We start from the raw sequence: 17,813 nt of genomic DNA, 5'->3' as shown, positions 1-17,813 counted from the left end.
GACGAATTGCCGCCCGAAGGGGGTGCTCACGGCCCGGTCACGGCTCTTTGGCGGCCGTTCACGACAATTTCGGGGAACGTCCTGGGCGGAATGAGGTTTGATGCGCACATCGCCCGCGTTGCGGGCACGAGCACGCAGCCTTGCGCCCGCCGCGGCGCCCGAGACAAGGAATCGCCATGCGCCGGATCTTTCGTGACACGACCGCCATCGCGCTGGGGCTGGGGCTGACCCTGCCCGCGCTCGCCTCGGCGCAGACGCTCAGCGCCGCCGACGCGGCGCGTGTGGGCGCCGAGCGCGCCGCCAACATGCCCGAGCTGGCCCGGATGCTGGACGAAGAGATCGGCGACGGGCTGACCGCCGACAAGCTGGTCTGCCTGATGAATGCCCCGAAGCCCTGCCCCGAAGCAGCGCCGCAGTTCACGCCCGAGGGGATCGCGGTGCAGCTGGTCGAGGACGGCAGCTTCATCCTCGCCCCCGCCCCGCAGCAGACGATGCGGGTCAAGGACGGCGTGCTGGTCCCGGTCGAGGGCGGCAAGATGTATGGCAAGCCGCTCGCCGCGGCACCGGCGGCCGAGCCGGTGGTGACCGCGGCTGCGGCCCCGGCCGAAGCGCCGGTGGTGGTGCCGGCCGAGCCCGCGGCAGAGGCGCCGGCGGCCGAGGCCCCGGCCGCCGAACCGGCGGCCGAGCCTGACGCCGTGGCCGAGGCCGCGCGCGCCGCCGCCAAGGACGCGGCCGACGCGGCGAAGGACGCCGCCAAGGACGCCAAGGAGGCTGCCAAGCACGAGGCCAAGGCCGCGAAAGACGAGGCCAAGGACGTCGCAAAGGCAGCGAAGGATGAGGCCAAGGCGGTGAAGGACGCCGCGAAGGACGCGGCCGCCGAAGCGCGCGACGCGGCCAAGGCCGAGGGGGCGCCCTCGGACGACGAGCTGGCGAAGGCGCTGGCCGAACGTGCCGCGTCGGCCGAAGCGGCTGCCACCCCGTCCGCTCCGGTAACAACGGCCGAGACGGCGACGGCCGCACCCGTCGTGACCCCCGCCGCGCCGCCCGCGACGCCGGCCGAGACCGAATCGGCCGCGCCGGCCCCGGCGACGCCGAGCGCAGCCCCGGTCGTCACCCCGGCCCCGCAGGCCGCCGCCACGCCGGCCACCCCGCCCAGCGCCGGCGCCGCCCCGGTCGTGACCCCGGCGGTCCCCGAAGCGCAGGCGGCCGCCACCCCGGCCGCCCCGGCGCCGTCGGCCGCCGAGCAGGATGCGCTGGCCGAGGCGCTGGCCGCCGCCAAGGCGATCCCCGAGGCGACCGCCAAGGAGACCGACGCCGCGCGCGAGGCCGCTGCCGCCGCCGAGGCGCCCGCCGTCGCGGCGCTGGCCGAGAGCGCGGCCCCGGTCGTGACCACCGACAAGACCACGGTGACCGAAGCCACGAGCCGCGCCGCCACCGAGGATTTCTCGACCGACCTGCGCGGCGCCGCGCGTGACGCGGTCGCCGCCGCGGCCGCCGCTGCCGCTGCAGGCGGCCAGCCGGTCGTGACGCCCGCGCCCGAGGGCGCGACCACGACCCCCTCCCCCGCGCAGACCGCGTCGGGCGACAGCGACCTCGAGAGCGCGCTCAAGAACATCGTCCTGCCGGCGCTGGCCGGGATGGCGGTCGGCTCGGTCCTCTCGAACAACCGCGAGGTGGCGCTCAACACCGGCGACCGCGTGGTCGTGACCCGCGCCGACGGCAGCCAGGAGGTCATCAAGGACGACAACGCCCTGATGCTGCGCCCCGGCTCGACCGTGCAGACCGAGGAGTTCGCGGACGGCTCGTCGCGCACCATCGTGACGCGCGAGGATGGCAGCCAGGTCGTCACGATCCGCGACGCCGACCTGCGGGTGCTGCGCCGCACCGTGGTCCACCCCGACGGCACCACCACCGCGCTGATCGACGAGACGCAGGCGGTGCAGCCGGTGGACATCGCCAGCCTGCCGCGCCCGGCCGAGCCGATCATCGTGATGCCCGGCCAGACCGTCTCGGACGAGGCGCTGCGCGAGGCGCTGCGGCGCGAGACGACGGTGGACCGCAGCTTCACCCTGGGCCAGATCCGCAACATCCCCGAGGTGCGGGCGCTGGTCGCGCCGGTGGACATCCAGGCGATCACCTTCGACACCGGCTCGGCGGCGATCAAGCCCGACCAGGCGCAGGCGCTGTCGAGCCTCGGGCGCGTCATCGCCGAGCAGATCCGCCAGAACCCCGGCGAGATGTTCCTGATCGAAGGCCACACCGACACGGTGGGCGCCGACGCCATGAACCTCGCGCTGTCGGACCGGCGGGCGGAATCTGTGGCGCTGGCGCTGACCGAGTTCTTCCGCGTCCCGCCGGAGAACATGGTGGTGCAGGGCTACGGCGAGCAGTTCCTCAAGGTCGCGCGCGAGGGCGACGTGCGGGCCAACCGCCGCGCCGCGGTGCGCCGGATCACCGACCTGCTGGCCCGTAACTGACCGGCCGAGATGAACGGGGGGCCGCGGGAGGACCGCGGCCCCTTTTGCGTGCGCGCCTCAGCGCCGCCGCCAGACCGTGGTAACCGTTTCGCGCCCCGCGAGCGCCGCCGCGGCCGCGCCGAGGTCGAAGCCCGGCAACGTCTCGAAGGCATCCGCCAGCGCCGCCGCCCCGGCCGCCTCGACCGGGATCAGCAGCGCCTCGCCCTCGCGGGTCCTGAGCCGCCAGTGCGGGTGGCCGTTCAGCCTCAGCAGCCGGATCTCGGCCAACTCGCGCAGCGGCACCTCGCCGCCGAGGAGCCTCGCGCCGAAATAGCGCACCGCGCCCTCCTCGACCTCGACGAGGCCGGGGGCGGCGATCTCGGCCCGGAAGCGCATACGTCGGCGGGCGCCGACGCCCCAGACCGCGGCCACGGCGAGGATGGCGAGGCCGAGCGGCTGGAAGAACAGCCCGCCCCACGAGGCGATCCACGCCCCGCCGAGGCCCACCGCGACGGCGGCCAGCACCTCGCGCCAGGGCCGCAGCCGGGCGGCGAGTTCGGGGCGGATCAGCCCCCCGCTCACAGCCTGAGCGTCATGTCGCGGTGCGGGATGCCGGCGTCGTCATACTCCGGCCCCTCGGCGGCAAACCCGAGCTTCTCATAGAAGCCGATGGCGTGGGTCTGGGACCCGAGCCGCGCCTCGGCCACCCCGCGGTGGCGCAGCTCGGCGAGCGCCGCGCGCATCAGCGCGAGCCCCGCACCCGTGCCGCGCGCCTCGGCCAGCACCGCAACGCGCCCGATTTTGGCCGCCGCCCCGTCGATCAAGAGCCGCGCGGTGCCGACCGCGCGCCCCGCGGCGTCGCGGGCCAGCAGATGCACGGCGGTCGCGTCGTACTCGTCGTGCTCCAGCTCGGGCGGGACGTTCTGTTCCTCGACGAACACCCGCTGGCGGATGGCCATGCAGGCGTCGAAATCCTCGGTCACCGCGACGATCATGCGAAATACCGCGCGAGGATCGCCTGATAGATGTCCTTGAGCTGGCGCACTTGCGCGGCCGGCACGCGCTCGTCCACCTGGTGCATGAAGCTGCCGACCAGCCCGAACTCGAGCACCGGGCAGTGGTCCTTGATGAACCGCGCGTCCGAGGTGCCGCCGGTGGTGGCCAGCACCGGGGTCACCCCCGTCGCCTCGGCCACCACCTCGCGCACGAGGCTCACGAAGGGGCCCGGCTCGGTCAGGAAGCTCTCGCCCGAGACCGCCACATCGACCCCGAAGCGAACCCCCGTCTCGGCCTCGACGGCGGCCGCGCGTTCGCGCAGCAGCGCGGTCAGGCTGTCGCCCGAGTGGCGGTCGTTGAAGCGGATGTTGACCACCGCCGTGGCCTTTTCCGGGATCACGTTCGAGGCCGGGTTGCCGCAGTCGATGGTGGTGACCTGCAACCCCGAGGGGTCGAAATGCGCCGTCCCCTCGTCCAGCGGCGCGGCGGTGAGCCCCGCAAGCAGCCGCACCAGCGCGTGCAGCGGGTTCAGGGCGCGGTGCGGATAGGCGGCGTGGCCCTGCTTGCCGGTCGCGGTGAAGGTCGCGGTCAGGCTGCCGCGGCGGCCGATCTTGATCATCTCGCCCATCACCTCGGGGTTCGACGGCTCGCCCACGATGCAGGCGTCCATGCGCTCGCCCTCGGCCTCCATCCAGTCCACGAGCGCGATGGTGCCGTCGCGCGACACCCCCTCTTCGTCGCCGGTGATGGTCAGGATCACCGCGCCGTCTGCGGGCGGGGTCTCGCGGACGAAGTCGATGGACGCGGCGACGAAGGCCGCGACCCCGGACTTCATGTCGGTCGCGCCGCGGCCCCAGATCACGCCGTCGACCTCGACCCCCGAGAAGGGCGGATGGGTCCAGCTCGCCGGGTCGCCGGGCGGCACCACGTCCGTGTGGCCGTTGAACCCGAAGCTGCGCGCCGCCCCCCTGGCGCCCCAGCGGGCGAAGAGGTTCGGGGTGCCGTTGCGGTCCACCCGGCGGGTCTCGAACCCCGCGTCGGTCAGAAGCCCCTCGAGCAGGACCAGCGCGCCCCCCTCTTCGGGCGTGACCGAGGGGCAGCGGATCAGGCGGGCGGTCAACTCGGCGGCGTCGGTGCTCATGGGGGGCGGCCTTTCAGTCCATCGTGAGGGCGCGGCGCACGAGGTTCAGGCCCGTCAGCACCAGCAGGATCAGTGTCCAGCGCCGAAACTGCACCACGTCCATGCGGTCCTGCAAGGCAAAGCCCAGCCGCATCCCCACGAAGGCCGGCACCGCCATCAGCGCCGAGAGCGGCAGGGTCTGGGCGTTGAGCACGCCCGAACCGAGATGCGCGACCGTCAGCGCCACCGCGCCGATCAGGAACACCACCCCCTGCACGCGGATCTGTTCCAGCTTCGGCGCCCCGATGGAGAGCAGATAGACGATCAGCGGCGGCCCCCAGATGCCCGAGATCCCGCCGTAGAGCCCGCCGATGATGCCGCTGACGATCTCGGCCCGGCGCCGGCGGTGGATCGGCAGCGCCAGCGGGCGGCCCGAAAGCTGCCAGAGCGCGAAACCCGTGATCGGCGCCCCGAGGGCCAGATACATGGCCCAGGCCGGCAGGACCCGGGCGAAAGGCGCCGAGACGAAGATGAACAGCACCACCATGGCGATGTGCCAGCGCACGTGGCCCGCGCTCTCCCACGCCGCGCGCAGGCCCTGGCGCGTCGCCTGCTGGATGTTGGTCATCAGCGTCGGCACGATCAGCAGCGCGAGCGCGGTGGGCGCCGGCAGGAACGAGCCGAAGGCCGACATCATGATCATCGGCATGGCAAAGCCGATGGCGCCCTTGACGAAGCCCGCGACGAAGGTGACGGCCACCGCGAGCAGCAGCAGGTGAGGGTCGAGCCCGAACATGGGCGCGACCTTAGCTGGCGCCGGGCCGGTGGCAACGGGCCGGCGGCACGGGCGCGCCCGCTACGGACGCAACAATGCTGCGCGCCGCTACGTTGCAGCGCAGCATCGTTGCGCTGCGCCTGCGAAGGTTCTAGAGGTCGGGCAACCTCACAGCCCGCCTGCCCGAAGGGAATCGCCCATGCTCGACACCGCGTCCGTCCCCGCCCTGACCCAGACCAGCGCCGCCGCCCTGCTGCCCGAGATCGAGGCCCTGCAGGCCCGCGCCACCGCCGCGCTGCGCGAACGTGTCGGCGGCGGCAAGATCGACTCCGAGGCGCTCGAGGTCGAACAGCATGCGGCCCACGCGCTGTCGTGGCTGGCGACCTATGTCGAGGCGCTGCGCCAGATGGCGGCCTGGGCCGAGCGGCTGGGCGACGGCTTCGGCGAGATCGAAGGGCTGATCCTGACCATCGCGTTCGGCGAATACCTGACCCAGATCGCTGGCGGCATCCCGATGAGCCAGACCGAGTTCGCCCGGCTCTCGGACCTCGGCGTGGACTGGCAGCCCTCGGACGCGGCCCGCGCCGCGATGGCGGGCAACACCCCCGCCGCCCGCGCCCGCCTCGTCGCGCTCATGCAGGAGAACCACGGCCGCGCGACCTTCGGCGCCACCGGGCTCGACGAAGACCTCGAGATGATCCGCGACCAGTTCCGCCGCTACGCCGACGAGCGGGTGATCCCCGAGGCGCACGGCTGGCACCTCAGGGACGAGCTGATCCCGATGGAGATCATCGCCGAGCTGGCCGAGCTGGGCGTGTTCGGCCTGACCATCCCGGAAGAGTTCGGCGGGCTCGGCCTGTCCAAGGCCAGCATGGTGGTGGTCAGCGAAGAGCTGTCGCGCGGCTATATCGGGGTCGGCTCGCTCGGCACCCGGTCCGAGATCGCGGCCGAGCTGATCCTCGTCGGCGGCACCGAAGAGCAGAAGGCGAAGTGGCTGCCGGCGCTCGCCTCGGGCGAGATCCTGCCCACGGCGGTGTTCACCGAGCCCAACACCGGCTCGGACCTCGGCAGCCTGCGCACCCGCGCGGTGCGCACCGAGGATGGGTGGGCGGTCACCGGCAACAAGACCTGGATCACCCACGCCGCCCGCACCCAGTTGATGACGCTGCTCGCCCGCACCGACCCCGAGACGACCGACTGGCGCGGGCTGTCGATGTTCCTGGCCGAGAAGACCCCCGGCACGGACGAGGCGCCCTTCCCCACCCCCGGCATGACCGGCGGCGAGATCGAGGTGCTCGGCTACCGCGGCATGAAGGAATACGAGCTCGGCTTCGACGGCTTCAAGGTCGCGGCCGACAACCTGCTGGGCGGACAGCCGGGCCAGGGGTTCAAGCAGCTCATGCAGACGTTTGAATCGGCCCGCATCCAGACCGCGGCGCGCGCGATCGGCGTGGCGCAGTCGGCGCTTGAACTGGGGATGCAGTATGCGCTGGACCGCAAGCAGTTCGGCAAGGCGCTGATTGCCTTCCCGCGGGTGGCCGACAAGCTGGCGCTGACCGCGGTCGAGATCATGATCGCGCGGCAGCTGACCTATCACTCGGCGTGGCAGAAGGACCACGACAAGCGCTGCGACCTCGAGGCGGGGATGGCCAAGCTCTTGGGCGCCCGCGTCGCCTGGGCGGCGGCGGACAACGCGCTGCAGATCCACGGCGGCAACGGCTTCGCGCTCGAATACGCGATCAGCCGGGTGCTCTGCGACGCGCGCATCCTCAACATCTTCGAGGGCGCGGCCGAGATCCAGGCGCAGGTGATCGCGCGGCGGCTGCTGGGCTGAACCGGCGGCGGCCTTCCCGGCCGCCCCGCCCGGTATCTGAGCCCGAAAGATGCCGGCCCCGCGACCCGGTGGGCCGCTCCGTTCTGGCCCAAATGCCCACCGGCGGTGCTGGCCCGCGGCGCGCCGGGCAGCCGGCGCGTTCCGGCGTTGCGCGAATGGCACGGCACTGTGGCACGACGGCCGATCTGACGCGGCTGTGCATGGACTTTCGGGCCTGCAGGTGGCAGGGCGTCACGATCCACCTCATCACGCTGCCCCTGAGGAATTTATCACGATGAAACGTCTTGTCTGCCTCTCGGCCTCTGCGCTCGCCCTCGCCGCGCTGGCCGCCTGCGGCCCCGCCGCCCCTGCCCCGGGCACCGAGGGCATGGGCTTCGAGGGGGGCATCCCCTTCGGCACCTACACCGTCGTCGGCTTCGGCAAAGAGTCCGTGCCGACCCGCAGCGCCACCATCCGCCTGACCAAGAACGCGTTTTCCGGCAACGGCCCGTGCAACACCTTCACCGGGGTGAACGCCGCAACGCTGCCCGCGATCCAGGTCGCGACGATGAACTGGACCGACAACCCCTGCGGCCACAAGGGCTTCGAAGGGCGGTTCATCAACGCCGTCACCCAGGCCAACGAGGCCGTGTGGGAAGGTGGCGTGCTGAAGATCAAGAACCCGCTGGGCTGGATCACCGCCGAGCGCTCGGGGAACTGAGGCCGGTTTCACGGCAAGGGGAAAGGCCGTCCCGGCGCGGGGGCGGCCTTTCCGCATTCAGGGGGCGGTGAGGCGCTGCACCAGCCGCCCCCGCGCTGCGGGCAGCGGGCGGCCCACATGCGCCTCGGCCATGCGGGCGAGAAAATGGCCGCTGAGCGCCAGCCCCGCGGCCAGCCCCTCGCGCCCCGCGGGGCCGGTGCCGCCGAGCAGCGCCGGCAGCGGCATCAGCCGGTCGGCCCACGCCCCCGCGCCCTCCGCCGTCACCGCGTGCCCCGTGCGCGGCGAGACATAGGCGAGCCCGTCCCGCGCCCCCGTCACCGCGCAGCGGTCGAGCGCGAGGCCGAAGCCCAGCTCGTCGAGCAGCGACAGCTCCCACCCCAGATACTGTCCGGCCCAGTCGCCGCCCGCCTCGCCCGCGTCCATCGCGTCCAGCAGCCCCTCGGTCGCGGCCGTGAGCCGCGGGTGAGGGTCGCGCTCGGGCAGGGCCCAGCCGACCAGCGCCGCCACCGCGTTGAGCCCGGCGAGCGCACCCGCGTCGGCCATCAGCCCGGACCGGGCGCGCGCCGGCTCGGCCGTCAGGCTGCCCAGCTGGTCATCGAGCCGCGCCCGCCAGCGCAGCGCGACCCGGTTGCCGGGCTGCAGCATCGCCGCCCGCTTGACCGACCCGCCCCCCGGCACGAGGCCGCGCAGCAGCCCCGCCTCGCGCGTCAGCACGGTGACGATGGCCGCGTGCTCGCCGTGCCGTCGCCGCGCGATGACGGTCGCCTCGCCTGCCCATTCCATCGCGCCTTCCTTTCGCCGCCACGCTGCCGCAATCTCGGGGCGGCGAACAGGGGGACGTGATGCTCAAGACGTGGATCGAGGCGCAGCCGCGGCTGGTCGAGGTGGCCGCCGGCCGCGCCTCCGCCGACATGGTGATCCGCGGCGGGATCTGGGTCGCGGTCCACTCGGGCGAGGCGCTGCCGGGGCACGACATCGCCATCGCCGACGGGCGGATCGCTTGCGTGGTGACGGATGCCTCGGCCAACATCGGCCCCGCGACGCAGGTGATCGAGGCGGCCGGGCGCTACATGATCCCCGGGCTGATCGACGCGCATATGCACATCGAATCGGGGATGCTGACGCCCGCGCGCTTCGCCGAGGCGGTGATCCCGAACGGCACCACCGCGCTCTTTCACGACCCGCACGAGATCGCCAACGTCATGGGCCTCGACGGCGTGCGGCTGATGCGGGACGAGAGCCTGATCCAGCCGATCACCATGCTGACGCAGATGCCCTCCTGCGCGCCCTCGGCGCCGGGGCTCGAGACGACGGGGCATCCCATCTCGGCCGGCGAGGTCGCCCAGGCGATGGGGTGGGAGGGGATCGTGGGCCTCGGCGAGATGATGAACTTTCCCGCCGTCGCGGCGGGCGATCCGGCGATGCTCGAGGAGATCGCGGCCACCCGCGCCGCGGGCAAGACGGTCGGCGGGCACTATGCCTCGCCCGACCTCGGGCGGCCCTTCGCAGCCTACGCCGCGGGCGGGGCCGAGGACGACCACGAGACGACCGCCGAGGCGCAGGCCATCGCCCGCGTCCGGCAGGGGATGGGGGCGATGCTGCGCTACGGCTCGGCCTGGCATGACGTGGCGGCCCAGATCACCGCAATCACCAAGCGCGGGATGGACCCCGCGGGCTTCATGCTCTGCACCGACGATTGCCACGCGGGCACGCTGGTCCACGACGGGCACATGGACCGGGTGGTGCGCCACGCCATCGCCTGCGGCTGCGATCCGCTGGTGGCGATCCGGCTCGCCACGCTCAACACCGCGCGGCATTTCGGCATGGCGCGCGAGCTGGGCAGCCTGACGCCGGGGCGGCGGGCGGACGTGATCCTCACCTCGGACCTGACCGCGCTGCCGATCGAGCTGGTGGTGGCGCAGGGCCGCGTGGTGGCCGAGGGCGGGCGGCTGACGGTCGAGTGCCCGCGGATCGAGTGGCCCGCCGCGGCGCGGGGGTCGGTGCATCTCGCCCGGCGGCTCGCGGCCGAGGATTTCGCCGTGAAGGCCACGGGCACGCGCGCCACGGTGCGGGTGATCGGCGTGGTCGAGAACCAGGCGCCGACCCGGGCGCTGACCGCCGAGTTGCCGGTCGAGGATGGCCGCGTCGTCCCCGAGGGCGAGGTGGCGCGCATTGCGCTGGTCGAGCGGCACAGGGGGACCGGCGGGGTGGTCAACGGGTTCGTGTCGGGCTTCGGCTATCAGGGCCGGGTCGCCGTCGCCTCGACCATCGCGCATGACAGCCACCACATGATCGTGGTCGGCACCTGCGCCGAGAACATGGCCGCCGCGGTGGCGCGGCTGGGCGATTTGCAGGGCGGCATCACCGTCTTCCGCGACGGGGCCGAGCTCGCCCATGTCGCCCTGCCCATCGCCGGCCTCATCTCGGACGCGCCCGCCGCCGAGGTCGCCGCCGCCGCCGAGGCGGTCAACGCCGCCATCCGCGCCTGCGGCTGCACGATGAACAACGCCATCATGCAGCACGTCCTGCTGGCGCTGGTGGTGATCCCCGAGCTCAGGATCTCGGACCTCGGGCTGGTGGACGTGACCCGCTTCGCGCTGACCGAGGTGGTCGCGGGCTGACGCTCGACCGCCCGAGCTCGCGGGCCGGGTGTCAGTCCAGTTCGCTGGCCGTCGAGCCATCCCCGTCGCGCGCCACCGCGAGGCGGCGCGCGCGGGGGCCGAAGGCGTCGAAGAGCTCGGGCCCGGTGCCGGTCAGCACCGCCTGCGCCGGCAGCACCGCGATCTCGTCATAGAGCGCCGCGCGGCGGTCGGCGTCGAGATGGGCCGCGACCTCGTCGAGCAGCAGCACCGGGCGCTCGGCGGCGAGCGCGCGGGCGTTGGCGAGGATCAGCGAGAGCAGCAGCGCCTTCTGCTCGCCCGTGGAGCTCAGCGCCGCGGGCTGATCGGACGGCCCCCACCAGGCGCCAAGGTCGGCGCGGTGCGGGCCGCTGAGGGTGCGCCCGGCGGCGGCCTCGCGCGGGCGCTGGTGGGCGAGGCGGTCGGCGATGCGGGCCGGGTCGGTGTCATCGGCGAAGCCCTCACCCGGCAGCAGCGCGAGCCGGGCGGCCGGGAAGCTCGTCGCCGCCCCCGCCTGCGCCGCCGCGATCAGGTCGAGCGCGGCGAGGCGGTTCAGCGTCAGGGCCGCGCCAGCCTCGGCCATCTGCGCCTCGAGCGCGCGGAACCAGCCGGGGTCGCGGATCTCGTCGCGGAACAGCCGGTTGCGGTCGCGCATCGCCTTTTCATAGGCCAGCGCCACGCCCGCGTGACCGGGCAGAAAGCTCAGCGTCAGCCGGTCGAGAAACCGGCGCCGCCCCTCGGGCGTGTCGGTCCACAGCCGGTCCATCGCCGGCGTCAGCCAGATCATCCGGGTCAGCGTGCCGAGCGCGAGCTGCGGCTCGGCCTTGTCGTCGATGCGGGTGCTGCGCGGCTCACCCGGGGCGGCGCCCGTCTCGACCGGGCGGCCGTCGATCACCGCGCGGATGCGCCAGCCCGCGCCGACCCCCTGCCGCGCCTGCTCGGCGGGCGCGGCGCCGCGCAACCCGCGGCCCGGCGACAGCATCGACAGCGCCTCGAGGATGTTGGTCTTGCCGGCTCCGTTCGGGCCGAAGATCGCCAGCGGCCGGTCGTCGAAGCCGAGGTCGAGCCGCGGCCAGGACCGGAACTGCGCCAGCGAAAGCCGCGTGAGCGTCACACGCGCATCGGCATGACGACATAGACGGCCGAATCGTCGCCGCCCTCGCGGATCAGCGCCGCGTCGCCCGAGCCGTTGAACAGGAACACCGCGTTCTCGCGGTCGATCTGCGCGGCGATTTCCTGCAGGTACTTGGCGTTGAAGCCGATCTCGAGCGGCTCGTCGGCATAGGCGACCGCCAGCTCCTCGTCCGCCGCGCCCGCGTCGGGGGCGTTCACCGACAGAACCAGCCGATCCTCGTCCAGCGCCAGCTTGACGGCGCGCGAGCGTTCGCTGCTGACGGTCGCCACCCGGTCCACGGCGCGGGCGAAATCGGCGGCGTCGACCTCGAGCCGGCGGGCGTTGGCGCGCGGGATGACGCGGGTGTAGTCGGGGAAGGTGCCGTCGATGACCTTCGAGGTGAGCGTGATGGTGGGCGTGGCGAAGCGCACCTTGGTCTCGCCCACCGACACGGCGATCTCGGTCTCGTCATCGTCGAGCAGCTTCTTCAGCTCGGCCACGGTCTTGCGCGGGACAATCACGCCAGGCATCTCGGCCGCGCCCTCGGGCAGCGGCGCGTCGACGCGCGCCAGCCGGTGCCCGTCGGTCGCCACGCAGCGCAGGCTGGGGCCGCCCTCGCCTTCGGCCACGTGCATGTAAACGCCGTTGAGGTAATAGCGCGTCTCTTCGGTCGAGATCGCAAAGCGCGACTTGTCGAAGAGCCGCCGCAGCACCGCCGCGGGGGCGGCGAAATTGGCGGCGTATTCGGTCGAGGCCATCGCCGGGAAATCCTCGCGCGGCAGCGTGGCGAGCGAAAAGTTCGAGCGCCCGGCCTGCACGGTCAGCCGGTTCGTGGCGGCATCCGCGGCGATCTGGACCAGCGCCCCGTCGGGCAGCTTGCGGGCGATCTCGTTCAGCAACGCGGCGCTGACGGTGGTGGCGCCGGGACGCTCGACCATCGCGGGGGCGCGGTCCACCACCTCGGTGTCGAGGTCGGTGGCGCGGAAGCTCACGCCATCGGCCGTCGTCTCGATCAGCACGTTGGCGAGGATCGGGATGGTGTTGCGGCGTTCCACGACCGACTGGGCCTGCGCGACAGCCTTGCCCAGCGCCGCCTTTTCGATCGAGAACTTCATGGCTTTGGCCCTTTGGCTGTCAGGTGCGCGGCCCGCCGCCGCGCGCACAGTTTCGTCATCGTTCGGGTGGGGTCAAGCCGCCGCTTACGCCTCGAGCGCGCGGCGCAGCAGGTCGATGTCCTCGCTCAGGCTGCGGTCCTCGCCGCGCAATTCCTCGATCTTGCGCACGCCGTGCATGATCGTGGTGTGGTCGCGGCCGCCGAAGCGCCGCCCGATCTCGGGCAGCGAACGCGAGGTCATCTGCTTGGCCAGATACATGGCGATCTGCCGCGGCCGGGCCAGCGTGCGGACCCGCTTGGGCCCCACGAGGTCCGACAGGCGGATGTTGTAGTGCTCGGCCACCTTGCGCTGGATCTCCTCGACCGAGACCTTGCGGTCCGAGGCGCGCAGGATGTCGGCCAGGCATTCCTGCGTCATGTCGAGGTCGATCTCGCGCCCCATGAGGCTCGCGAAGGCAAACAGCCGCTGCAGCGCGCCCTCGAGCACCCGGACGTTCGAGGTGATGCGGTGGGCGAGGAACTCAAGCACGCCGTTCCCGAGCACGAGGCCGGGGTAGGTCTGGCGGAACTGCTCGGTCTTGGACTGCAGGATCGAGAGCCGCAGCTCGTAGTCGGTGGGGTGCAGATCGACGATCAGCCCGCAGGAGAGGCGCGACTTGATGCGCTCCTCAAGGTCCTTGATCTCGCCCGGCGCGCGGTCGGCCGAGATGACGATCTGCTTGCCCTGATCGACCAGCGCGTTGAACGTGTGGAAGAATTCTTCCTGCGTCGAGTCCTTGCCGGCGATGAACTGGACGTCATCGACCATCAGCACGTCGACGGTGCGGAACAGCTCCTTGAAGTCCATGACGGTGCGCTCGCGCAGCGCCTGGACGAAGCGGTACATGAACTGCTCGGCCGAGAGATAGAGGATGCGCGCGCCCTCGTCGCGGACCCGGCGCTCGGCGGCGATGGCGTGCATGAGGTGGGTCTTGCCGAGGCCGACGCCGCCATAGAGGAACAGCGGGTTGAAGGTCACGGGGCCGCCCTCGGCCACCCGGCGGGCGGCGGCGTGGGCGAGCTCGTTGGGCTTGCCGACGACGAAATTGTCGAAGGTGAAACGGGTGTCGAGCGGCGCCGACATCTCGTCCTCGCGCAGCGGGCCGCGGGCGCGGACGGGCGCGGCGGCGGGGGCCGTTGCAGCAGCGGGCGCGGCGCTGGCCGCCGGGGCGGCGCGGCGCGCCGGGGCGGGGGCGGCGGCGACGGTGAAGGTCACGCGCTCGACCGGGGCTCCCTGCCGGACCAGTGCCTCGACGATCGGGCGGGCATAGTGGCGCGACACCCAGTCCGACAGGAACCGGGTCGGGCAGACGATGTCGGCCGCGCCGGAATCGATGGCCCGCAGGCTCAGCGGCGCCAGCCAGGTCATGTAGTTGTTGGCCCCGACCTGCGCCTCGAGTTCGGGCCGCGCCCCCGCCCACAGCTTGTCCATTCGTCCGTCCCTCGTGTCCCCATCCCCGCCGGGAACGCCGGCGGGCCAGTGCAACAGCGCCATGACAGGAAACGGCAACAGATCGGACGTCCGCCGCAATCAAGCGGCGACAGAGGCCCGGGGGCCCCGACCGATCTGTCCCGGGTCGTCCGCGGCCGGTGGCAGCCGGCGCGGACAGCCGCGGCGCCGCGAAACCCTGCGTTGGGCAGGCTTCGGGCCGCGCGCTGCGTCCGGGCGGGGCGGCGGCAGCTGGCCTCTCCCGGACGGTTCTTCCCTGTCACGACGTGAATCGCTTCCGAGACGCTAGCGCCAAGCGCGACGGCCCCGCAACCGAACTATGAACTTGACAGCACCTTTGTGGGGCGAATCTGCCACTATGCCGCAGTAGGCATAATACACATAAAATACAGCAGCTTGCCCGAACGGGCGATGCTGCGGATGCGAAAGGGCGCGGCCGCCGGATGCGGTCCGCGCCCCTGTGCGGCGGGCGATGCCGGGCGGCCCGAGGGGCGCCGCGGCGACGCCGGCTCAGGCCTGCGAGAGGGCTTTCACCCGCGACGTCAGGCGCGAGATCTTGCGCGAGGCCGTGTTCTTGTGGATCACGCCCTTGGTCACGCCGCGCATCAGCTCGGGCTGGGCCGCGGTCAGCGCCTCGGCCGCGACCTTCGCGTCGCCGCCGGCGATCGCTTCCTCGACCTTGCGGATGAAGGTGCGGATGCGCGAGCGGCGCGCCTTGTTCACGGCGGTGCGGCGTTCGGTCTGGCGGGCGCGTTTCTTGGACTGGGGCGTGTTGGCCATGAGGATCAGCTTTCGGGTCTGTTGCGGTCAAATCTCGTCGTCATCGCGCAAACCCCGAACTGCCGCCCGGTCCCCGAAGGGACAGGCGGTCATGGTTCATGCCTTAAGCGGGCCCACGCGCATGTCAGGGGGCGCCTATAGACGAGACGCCCCGCCAAGGGAAGCCCGAATCGCCCCCTGCCCTGCCCGGCGCCCTGCCCAGCCCCCGCCTCAGCGGTCGCGGAACTGCGCCTCGCGCTTTTCGGCAAAGGCGCTCATCCCCTCGGCCTGGTCCTCGGTGGCGAAGAGCGCGTGGAAGGCCCGGCGCTCGAACAGAAGCCCCTCGCGCAGGGTCGTCTCGAAGGCGCGGTTCACCGTCTCCTTGGCGACCTGGGTGGCGATCGCGGACTTGGCGGCGATCTTGCGGGCCGCGCCCATCGCCTCGTCCATCAGCTTGTCGGCGGGTACGACGCGGCTGACCAGCCCCGAGCGCTCGGCCTCGGCCGCGTCCATGAAACGGCCGGTCAGGTTCATGTCCATGGCCTTCGACTTGCCGACGAAGCGGGTCAGGCGCTGGGTGCCGCCGATCCCGGCGATGACGCCGAGGTTGATCTCGGGCTGGCCGAACTTGGCGGTCTCCGACGCGATGATGAAGTCGCACATCATCGCCAGCTCGCATCCCCCGCCGAGCGCATAGCCCGAGACGGCGGCGATGATCGGCTTGCGGACCCGGTTAATCTGGTCGATCTCGCCCCCGAAGAGGTCGCCCATCAGCACGTCCACATAGGACTTGTCGGCCATCTCCTTGATGTCGGCGCCGGCGGCAAAGGCCTTTTCGCTGCCGGTCAGCACGATGCAGCGCACGGCCGGATCGGCGTCCGCAGCCGTCAGCGCCGCCGCCAGCTCACCGATGAGCTGGGCGTTGAGCGCGTTGAGCGCCTCGGGACGGTTCAGCCGGACCAGCGCGACACGGTCGGCGATCTCGACGAGGATGGTCTGGTAGGCCATGCGGGTTCCCCCCTTGCTGTGCTTGAGCCGGTGCTAGCAAAGCCCGGGCAAGGGGGGAAGTGGGCGGCGCGGCCGGGGCAGAGGTCAGTGCTGGCAGGTGGGGCAGTACCAGGTCGAGCGCCCGGACTGGACGATCCGCCGCACCGTGCCCGCGCAGCCCGGCCGCGCGCACGGCTGCCCCTCGCGGTCATAGACGCGGAAGCTGTGCTGGAAATACCCCAGCTCACCCGACGCCTGCCGGTGGTCGCGCAGGCTCGACCCGCCGGCGGCGATCGCCTCGACCAGCACCGCGCGGATGGCCGCGTGCAGGGCGGCAAGCCGCGCCGGGCCGATCCGGCCTGCGGCCCTGAGCGGGTGGATGCCGGCCCGGAACAGCGCCTCGCAGACATAGATGTTGCCCAGGCCCGCGACGATCCGCTGGTCCAGCAGCGCCGCCTTGACCGGCATCCGCCGGCCTCGGAATGCCGCCGCGAGCACCGCGGGGGTGAAGTCATCGGACAGCGGTTCGGGCCCAAGACTGGCCAGCAGCGGGTGCGCCTCGCCCGGCCGGACGAGGTCCACCGCGCCGAACCGCCGGGCGTCGTTGAGCGTGACCGTCACCCCGGCTTCGGTCGTCAGGACCAGGTGGTCGTGCTGCGGCAGGATCGCCGGGTCGTGGTGAAAGCTGCCAAGCGCCGCCCCCTCGACCCGCACCCGCCCCGACATCCCGAGGTGGACGAGCAGGCTCGGCCCCCGGTCGAGATCGGCCAGCAGGTACTTCGAGCGCCGGCGCAGATCGATCACCCGCGCGCCGGTCAGCACCTGCACCAGATCCTCGGGCATCTTCCAGCGCAGGTCGGGGCGGCGCTGCTCGACCCGCGCGATGCGCTGGCCGGTCAGATGCGGCGCGAGGCCGCGCCGGACGGTTTCTACCTCTGGCAGTTCTGGCATTTCCCCCCCATCCGCTGCATGGTGCCGCCCGACCCGCAGGGCCGCGCCCTTCGCGCCCCGCCGCATGGACCGAGAGCTATGACCGACGACCGCCCGACACAATCCGCCGCGCCCGCGACGCCTCCCTCCGGCGACGGGGCGGACGACGCGCGCGCGCGGCAGACCCATTTCGGCTTCCGCGACGTCCCCGAGGGCGACAAGGCGGGGCTCGTCCACGGGGTGTTCTCGCGCGTCGCCTCGAAATACGACGTGATGAACGACCTGATGAGCGTCGGCGTCCACCGGCTGTGGAAGCAGGCGATGATGGACTGGCTCGCGCCCCGCGACGGGCAGGCGCTGCTGGACGTGGCGGGCGGGACCGGCGACATCGCGTTCCGCTTTCTCGACCGCGCGCCGGGGGCGCGGGTGACGGTCTGCGACATGACCGAATCGATGCTGGTCGAGGGGAGGAAGCGCGCCGAGGCGGGCCGCCTCGCCGACCGGCTGGCCTGGGTCACGGGCGATGCGATGGCGCTGCCCTTCGCGGATGCGAGCTTCGACCGCTACACGATCAGCTTCGGCATCCGCAACGTGACCCGGATCGAGGCGGCGCTGTCCGAGGCCTACCGGGTGTTGCGTCCCGGCGGGCGGCTGATGGTGCTCGAGTTCAGCCAGCTGCCGGTGCCGGCGCTGCAATGGGCCTATGACCGCTATTCCTTCAACGTGATCCCGCCGCTGGGGCAGCTGGTGGCGAGCGACCGCGATTCCTACCAGTATCTCGTCGAGTCGATCCGCCGCTTCCCGGATCAGGAGCGCTTTGCCGAGATGATCCGCGACGCGGGGTTCGGGCAGGTCGCCTATCGCAACCTCTCGATGGGGATCGCGGCGCTGCATTCGGGGTGGAAGCTGTGAGCGCCGTGC

General features: G+C 72.5%; 16 protein-coding genes. 5 read left to right on the top strand and 11 right to left on the bottom strand.

Annotation, left to right across the window (positions count from 1 at the left end):
• The first annotated feature begins 176 nt into the window (after window positions 1–176).
• Entirely contained in the window at window positions 177–2,477 is a 2,301-nt protein-coding gene (locus HGN31_RS12650) for an OmpA family protein (RefSeq protein WP_168783427.1), read from the top strand.
• Between the two features lie 57 nt (window positions 2,478–2,534).
• Here HGN31_RS12650 and HGN31_RS12645 read toward each other — a convergent pair whose 3' ends face one another.
• Genes HGN31_RS12645 through HGN31_RS12630 form a run of 4 tightly spaced genes read right to left on the bottom strand, consistent with a single transcriptional unit; the run spans window position 2,535 to window position 5,368 of the window.
• A complete protein-coding gene (locus HGN31_RS12645; RefSeq protein ID WP_244961015.1) occupies window positions 2,535–3,038 on the bottom strand; it encodes a hypothetical protein in 504 nt (167 codons plus the stop codon).
• On the bottom strand, window positions 3,035–3,451 hold the full coding sequence (locus tag HGN31_RS12640; protein ID WP_168783426.1) for a GNAT family N-acetyltransferase: 417 nt from the start codon (window positions 3,449–3,451) through the stop codon (window positions 3,035–3,037). The genes HGN31_RS12645 and HGN31_RS12640 overlap by 4 nt, the downstream gene beginning before the upstream one ends.
• The gene (gene dapE / locus HGN31_RS12635; protein WP_168783425.1) at window positions 3,448–4,593 is read right to left on the bottom strand and encodes a succinyl-diaminopimelate desuccinylase; all 1,146 of its coding nucleotides are present in this window, start codon (window positions 4,591–4,593) and stop codon (window positions 3,448–3,450) included. The genes HGN31_RS12640 and dapE overlap by 4 nt, the downstream gene beginning before the upstream one ends.
• 13 nt (window positions 4,594–4,606) lie before the next feature.
• Window positions 4,607–5,368 carry a sulfite exporter TauE/SafE family protein gene (locus HGN31_RS12630; RefSeq protein WP_036700870.1) on the bottom strand — a complete coding sequence of 254 codons (762 nt, stop codon included), beginning with the start codon at window positions 5,366–5,368 and terminating at the stop codon, window positions 4,607–4,609.
• 178 nt (window positions 5,369–5,546) lie between these two features.
• Between HGN31_RS12630 and HGN31_RS12625 the strand changes: the two genes are divergently transcribed.
• Both HGN31_RS12625 and HGN31_RS12620 read left to right on the top strand, forming a co-directional pair.
• Complete coding sequence (locus tag HGN31_RS12625; protein WP_168783424.1) at window positions 5,547–7,181, top strand: acyl-CoA dehydrogenase family protein; 1,635 nt, start codon at window positions 5,547–5,549, stop codon at window positions 7,179–7,181.
• 274 nt (window positions 7,182–7,455) lie between these two features.
• On the top strand, window positions 7,456–7,881 hold the full coding sequence (locus HGN31_RS12620; RefSeq protein ID WP_168783423.1) for an META domain-containing protein: 426 nt from the start codon (window positions 7,456–7,458) through the stop codon (window positions 7,879–7,881).
• Between the two features lie 57 nt (window positions 7,882–7,938).
• Here the strand turns inward: HGN31_RS12620 and recO are convergent, their stop codons facing one another.
• Window positions 7,939–8,664 carry a DNA repair protein RecO gene (recO, locus tag HGN31_RS12615; protein WP_168783422.1) on the bottom strand — a complete coding sequence of 242 codons (726 nt, stop codon included), beginning with the start codon at window positions 8,662–8,664 and terminating at the stop codon, window positions 7,939–7,941.
• A gap of 59 nt (window positions 8,665–8,723) precedes the next feature.
• Between recO and HGN31_RS12610 the strand changes: the two genes are divergently transcribed.
• Window positions 8,724–10,502: an adenine deaminase gene (locus HGN31_RS12610; protein ID WP_168783421.1), complete on the top strand. Its 1,779-nt coding sequence runs from the start codon at window positions 8,724–8,726 to the stop codon at window positions 10,500–10,502.
• Between the two features lie 31 nt (window positions 10,503–10,533).
• Here HGN31_RS12610 and recF read toward each other — a convergent pair whose 3' ends face one another.
• The 6 genes from recF to mutM form a co-directional block, all read right to left on the bottom strand.
• Window positions 10,534–11,613 carry a DNA replication/repair protein RecF gene (gene recF / locus HGN31_RS12605; RefSeq protein ID WP_168783420.1) on the bottom strand — a complete coding sequence of 360 codons (1,080 nt, stop codon included), beginning with the start codon at window positions 11,611–11,613 and terminating at the stop codon, window positions 10,534–10,536.
• The gene (gene dnaN / locus HGN31_RS12600) at window positions 11,610–12,728 is read right to left on the bottom strand and encodes a DNA polymerase III subunit beta (protein ID WP_036700858.1); all 1,119 of its coding nucleotides are present in this window, start codon (window positions 12,726–12,728) and stop codon (window positions 11,610–11,612) included. Before dnaN ends, recF begins: the two co-directional genes overlap by 4 nt.
• 84 nt (window positions 12,729–12,812) lie before the next feature.
• Complete coding sequence (dnaA, locus tag HGN31_RS12595) at window positions 12,813–14,198, bottom strand: chromosomal replication initiator protein DnaA (protein ID WP_168783419.1); 1,386 nt, start codon at window positions 14,196–14,198, stop codon at window positions 12,813–12,815.
• 528 nt (window positions 14,199–14,726) lie between these two features.
• Window positions 14,727–14,996, bottom strand: a complete 270-nt coding sequence (gene rpsT / locus HGN31_RS12590) for a 30S ribosomal protein S20 (protein WP_168783418.1) — start codon at window positions 14,994–14,996, stop codon at window positions 14,727–14,729.
• Window positions 14,997–15,206: 210 nt separating this feature from the next.
• The gene (locus HGN31_RS12585; RefSeq protein ID WP_036706348.1) at window positions 15,207–15,983 is read right to left on the bottom strand and encodes an enoyl-CoA hydratase; all 777 of its coding nucleotides are present in this window, start codon (window positions 15,981–15,983) and stop codon (window positions 15,207–15,209) included.
• An 84-nt stretch (window positions 15,984–16,067) separates the two neighbouring features.
• Entirely contained in the window at window positions 16,068–16,913 is an 846-nt protein-coding gene (mutM, locus tag HGN31_RS12580) for a bifunctional DNA-formamidopyrimidine glycosylase/DNA-(apurinic or apyrimidinic site) lyase (protein ID WP_168783417.1), read from the bottom strand.
• A gap of 78 nt (window positions 16,914–16,991) precedes the next feature.
• Here mutM and ubiE point away from each other — a divergent pair, with 78 nt between their 5' ends.
• Window positions 16,992–17,804 carry a bifunctional demethylmenaquinone methyltransferase/2-methoxy-6-polyprenyl-1,4-benzoquinol methylase UbiE gene (gene ubiE, locus HGN31_RS12575; protein ID WP_168783416.1) on the top strand — a complete coding sequence of 271 codons (813 nt, stop codon included), beginning with the start codon at window positions 16,992–16,994 and terminating at the stop codon, window positions 17,802–17,804.
• Window positions 17,805–17,813 lie beyond the last annotated feature (9 nt).

The sequence above is a fragment of the Paracoccus sanguinis genome (genome assembly GCF_012689545.1).
Lineage (GTDB): Bacteria > Pseudomonadota > Alphaproteobacteria > Rhodobacterales > Rhodobacteraceae > Paracoccus > Paracoccus panacisoli.
This window is presented reverse-complemented; position numbering and strand designations above follow the sequence as displayed.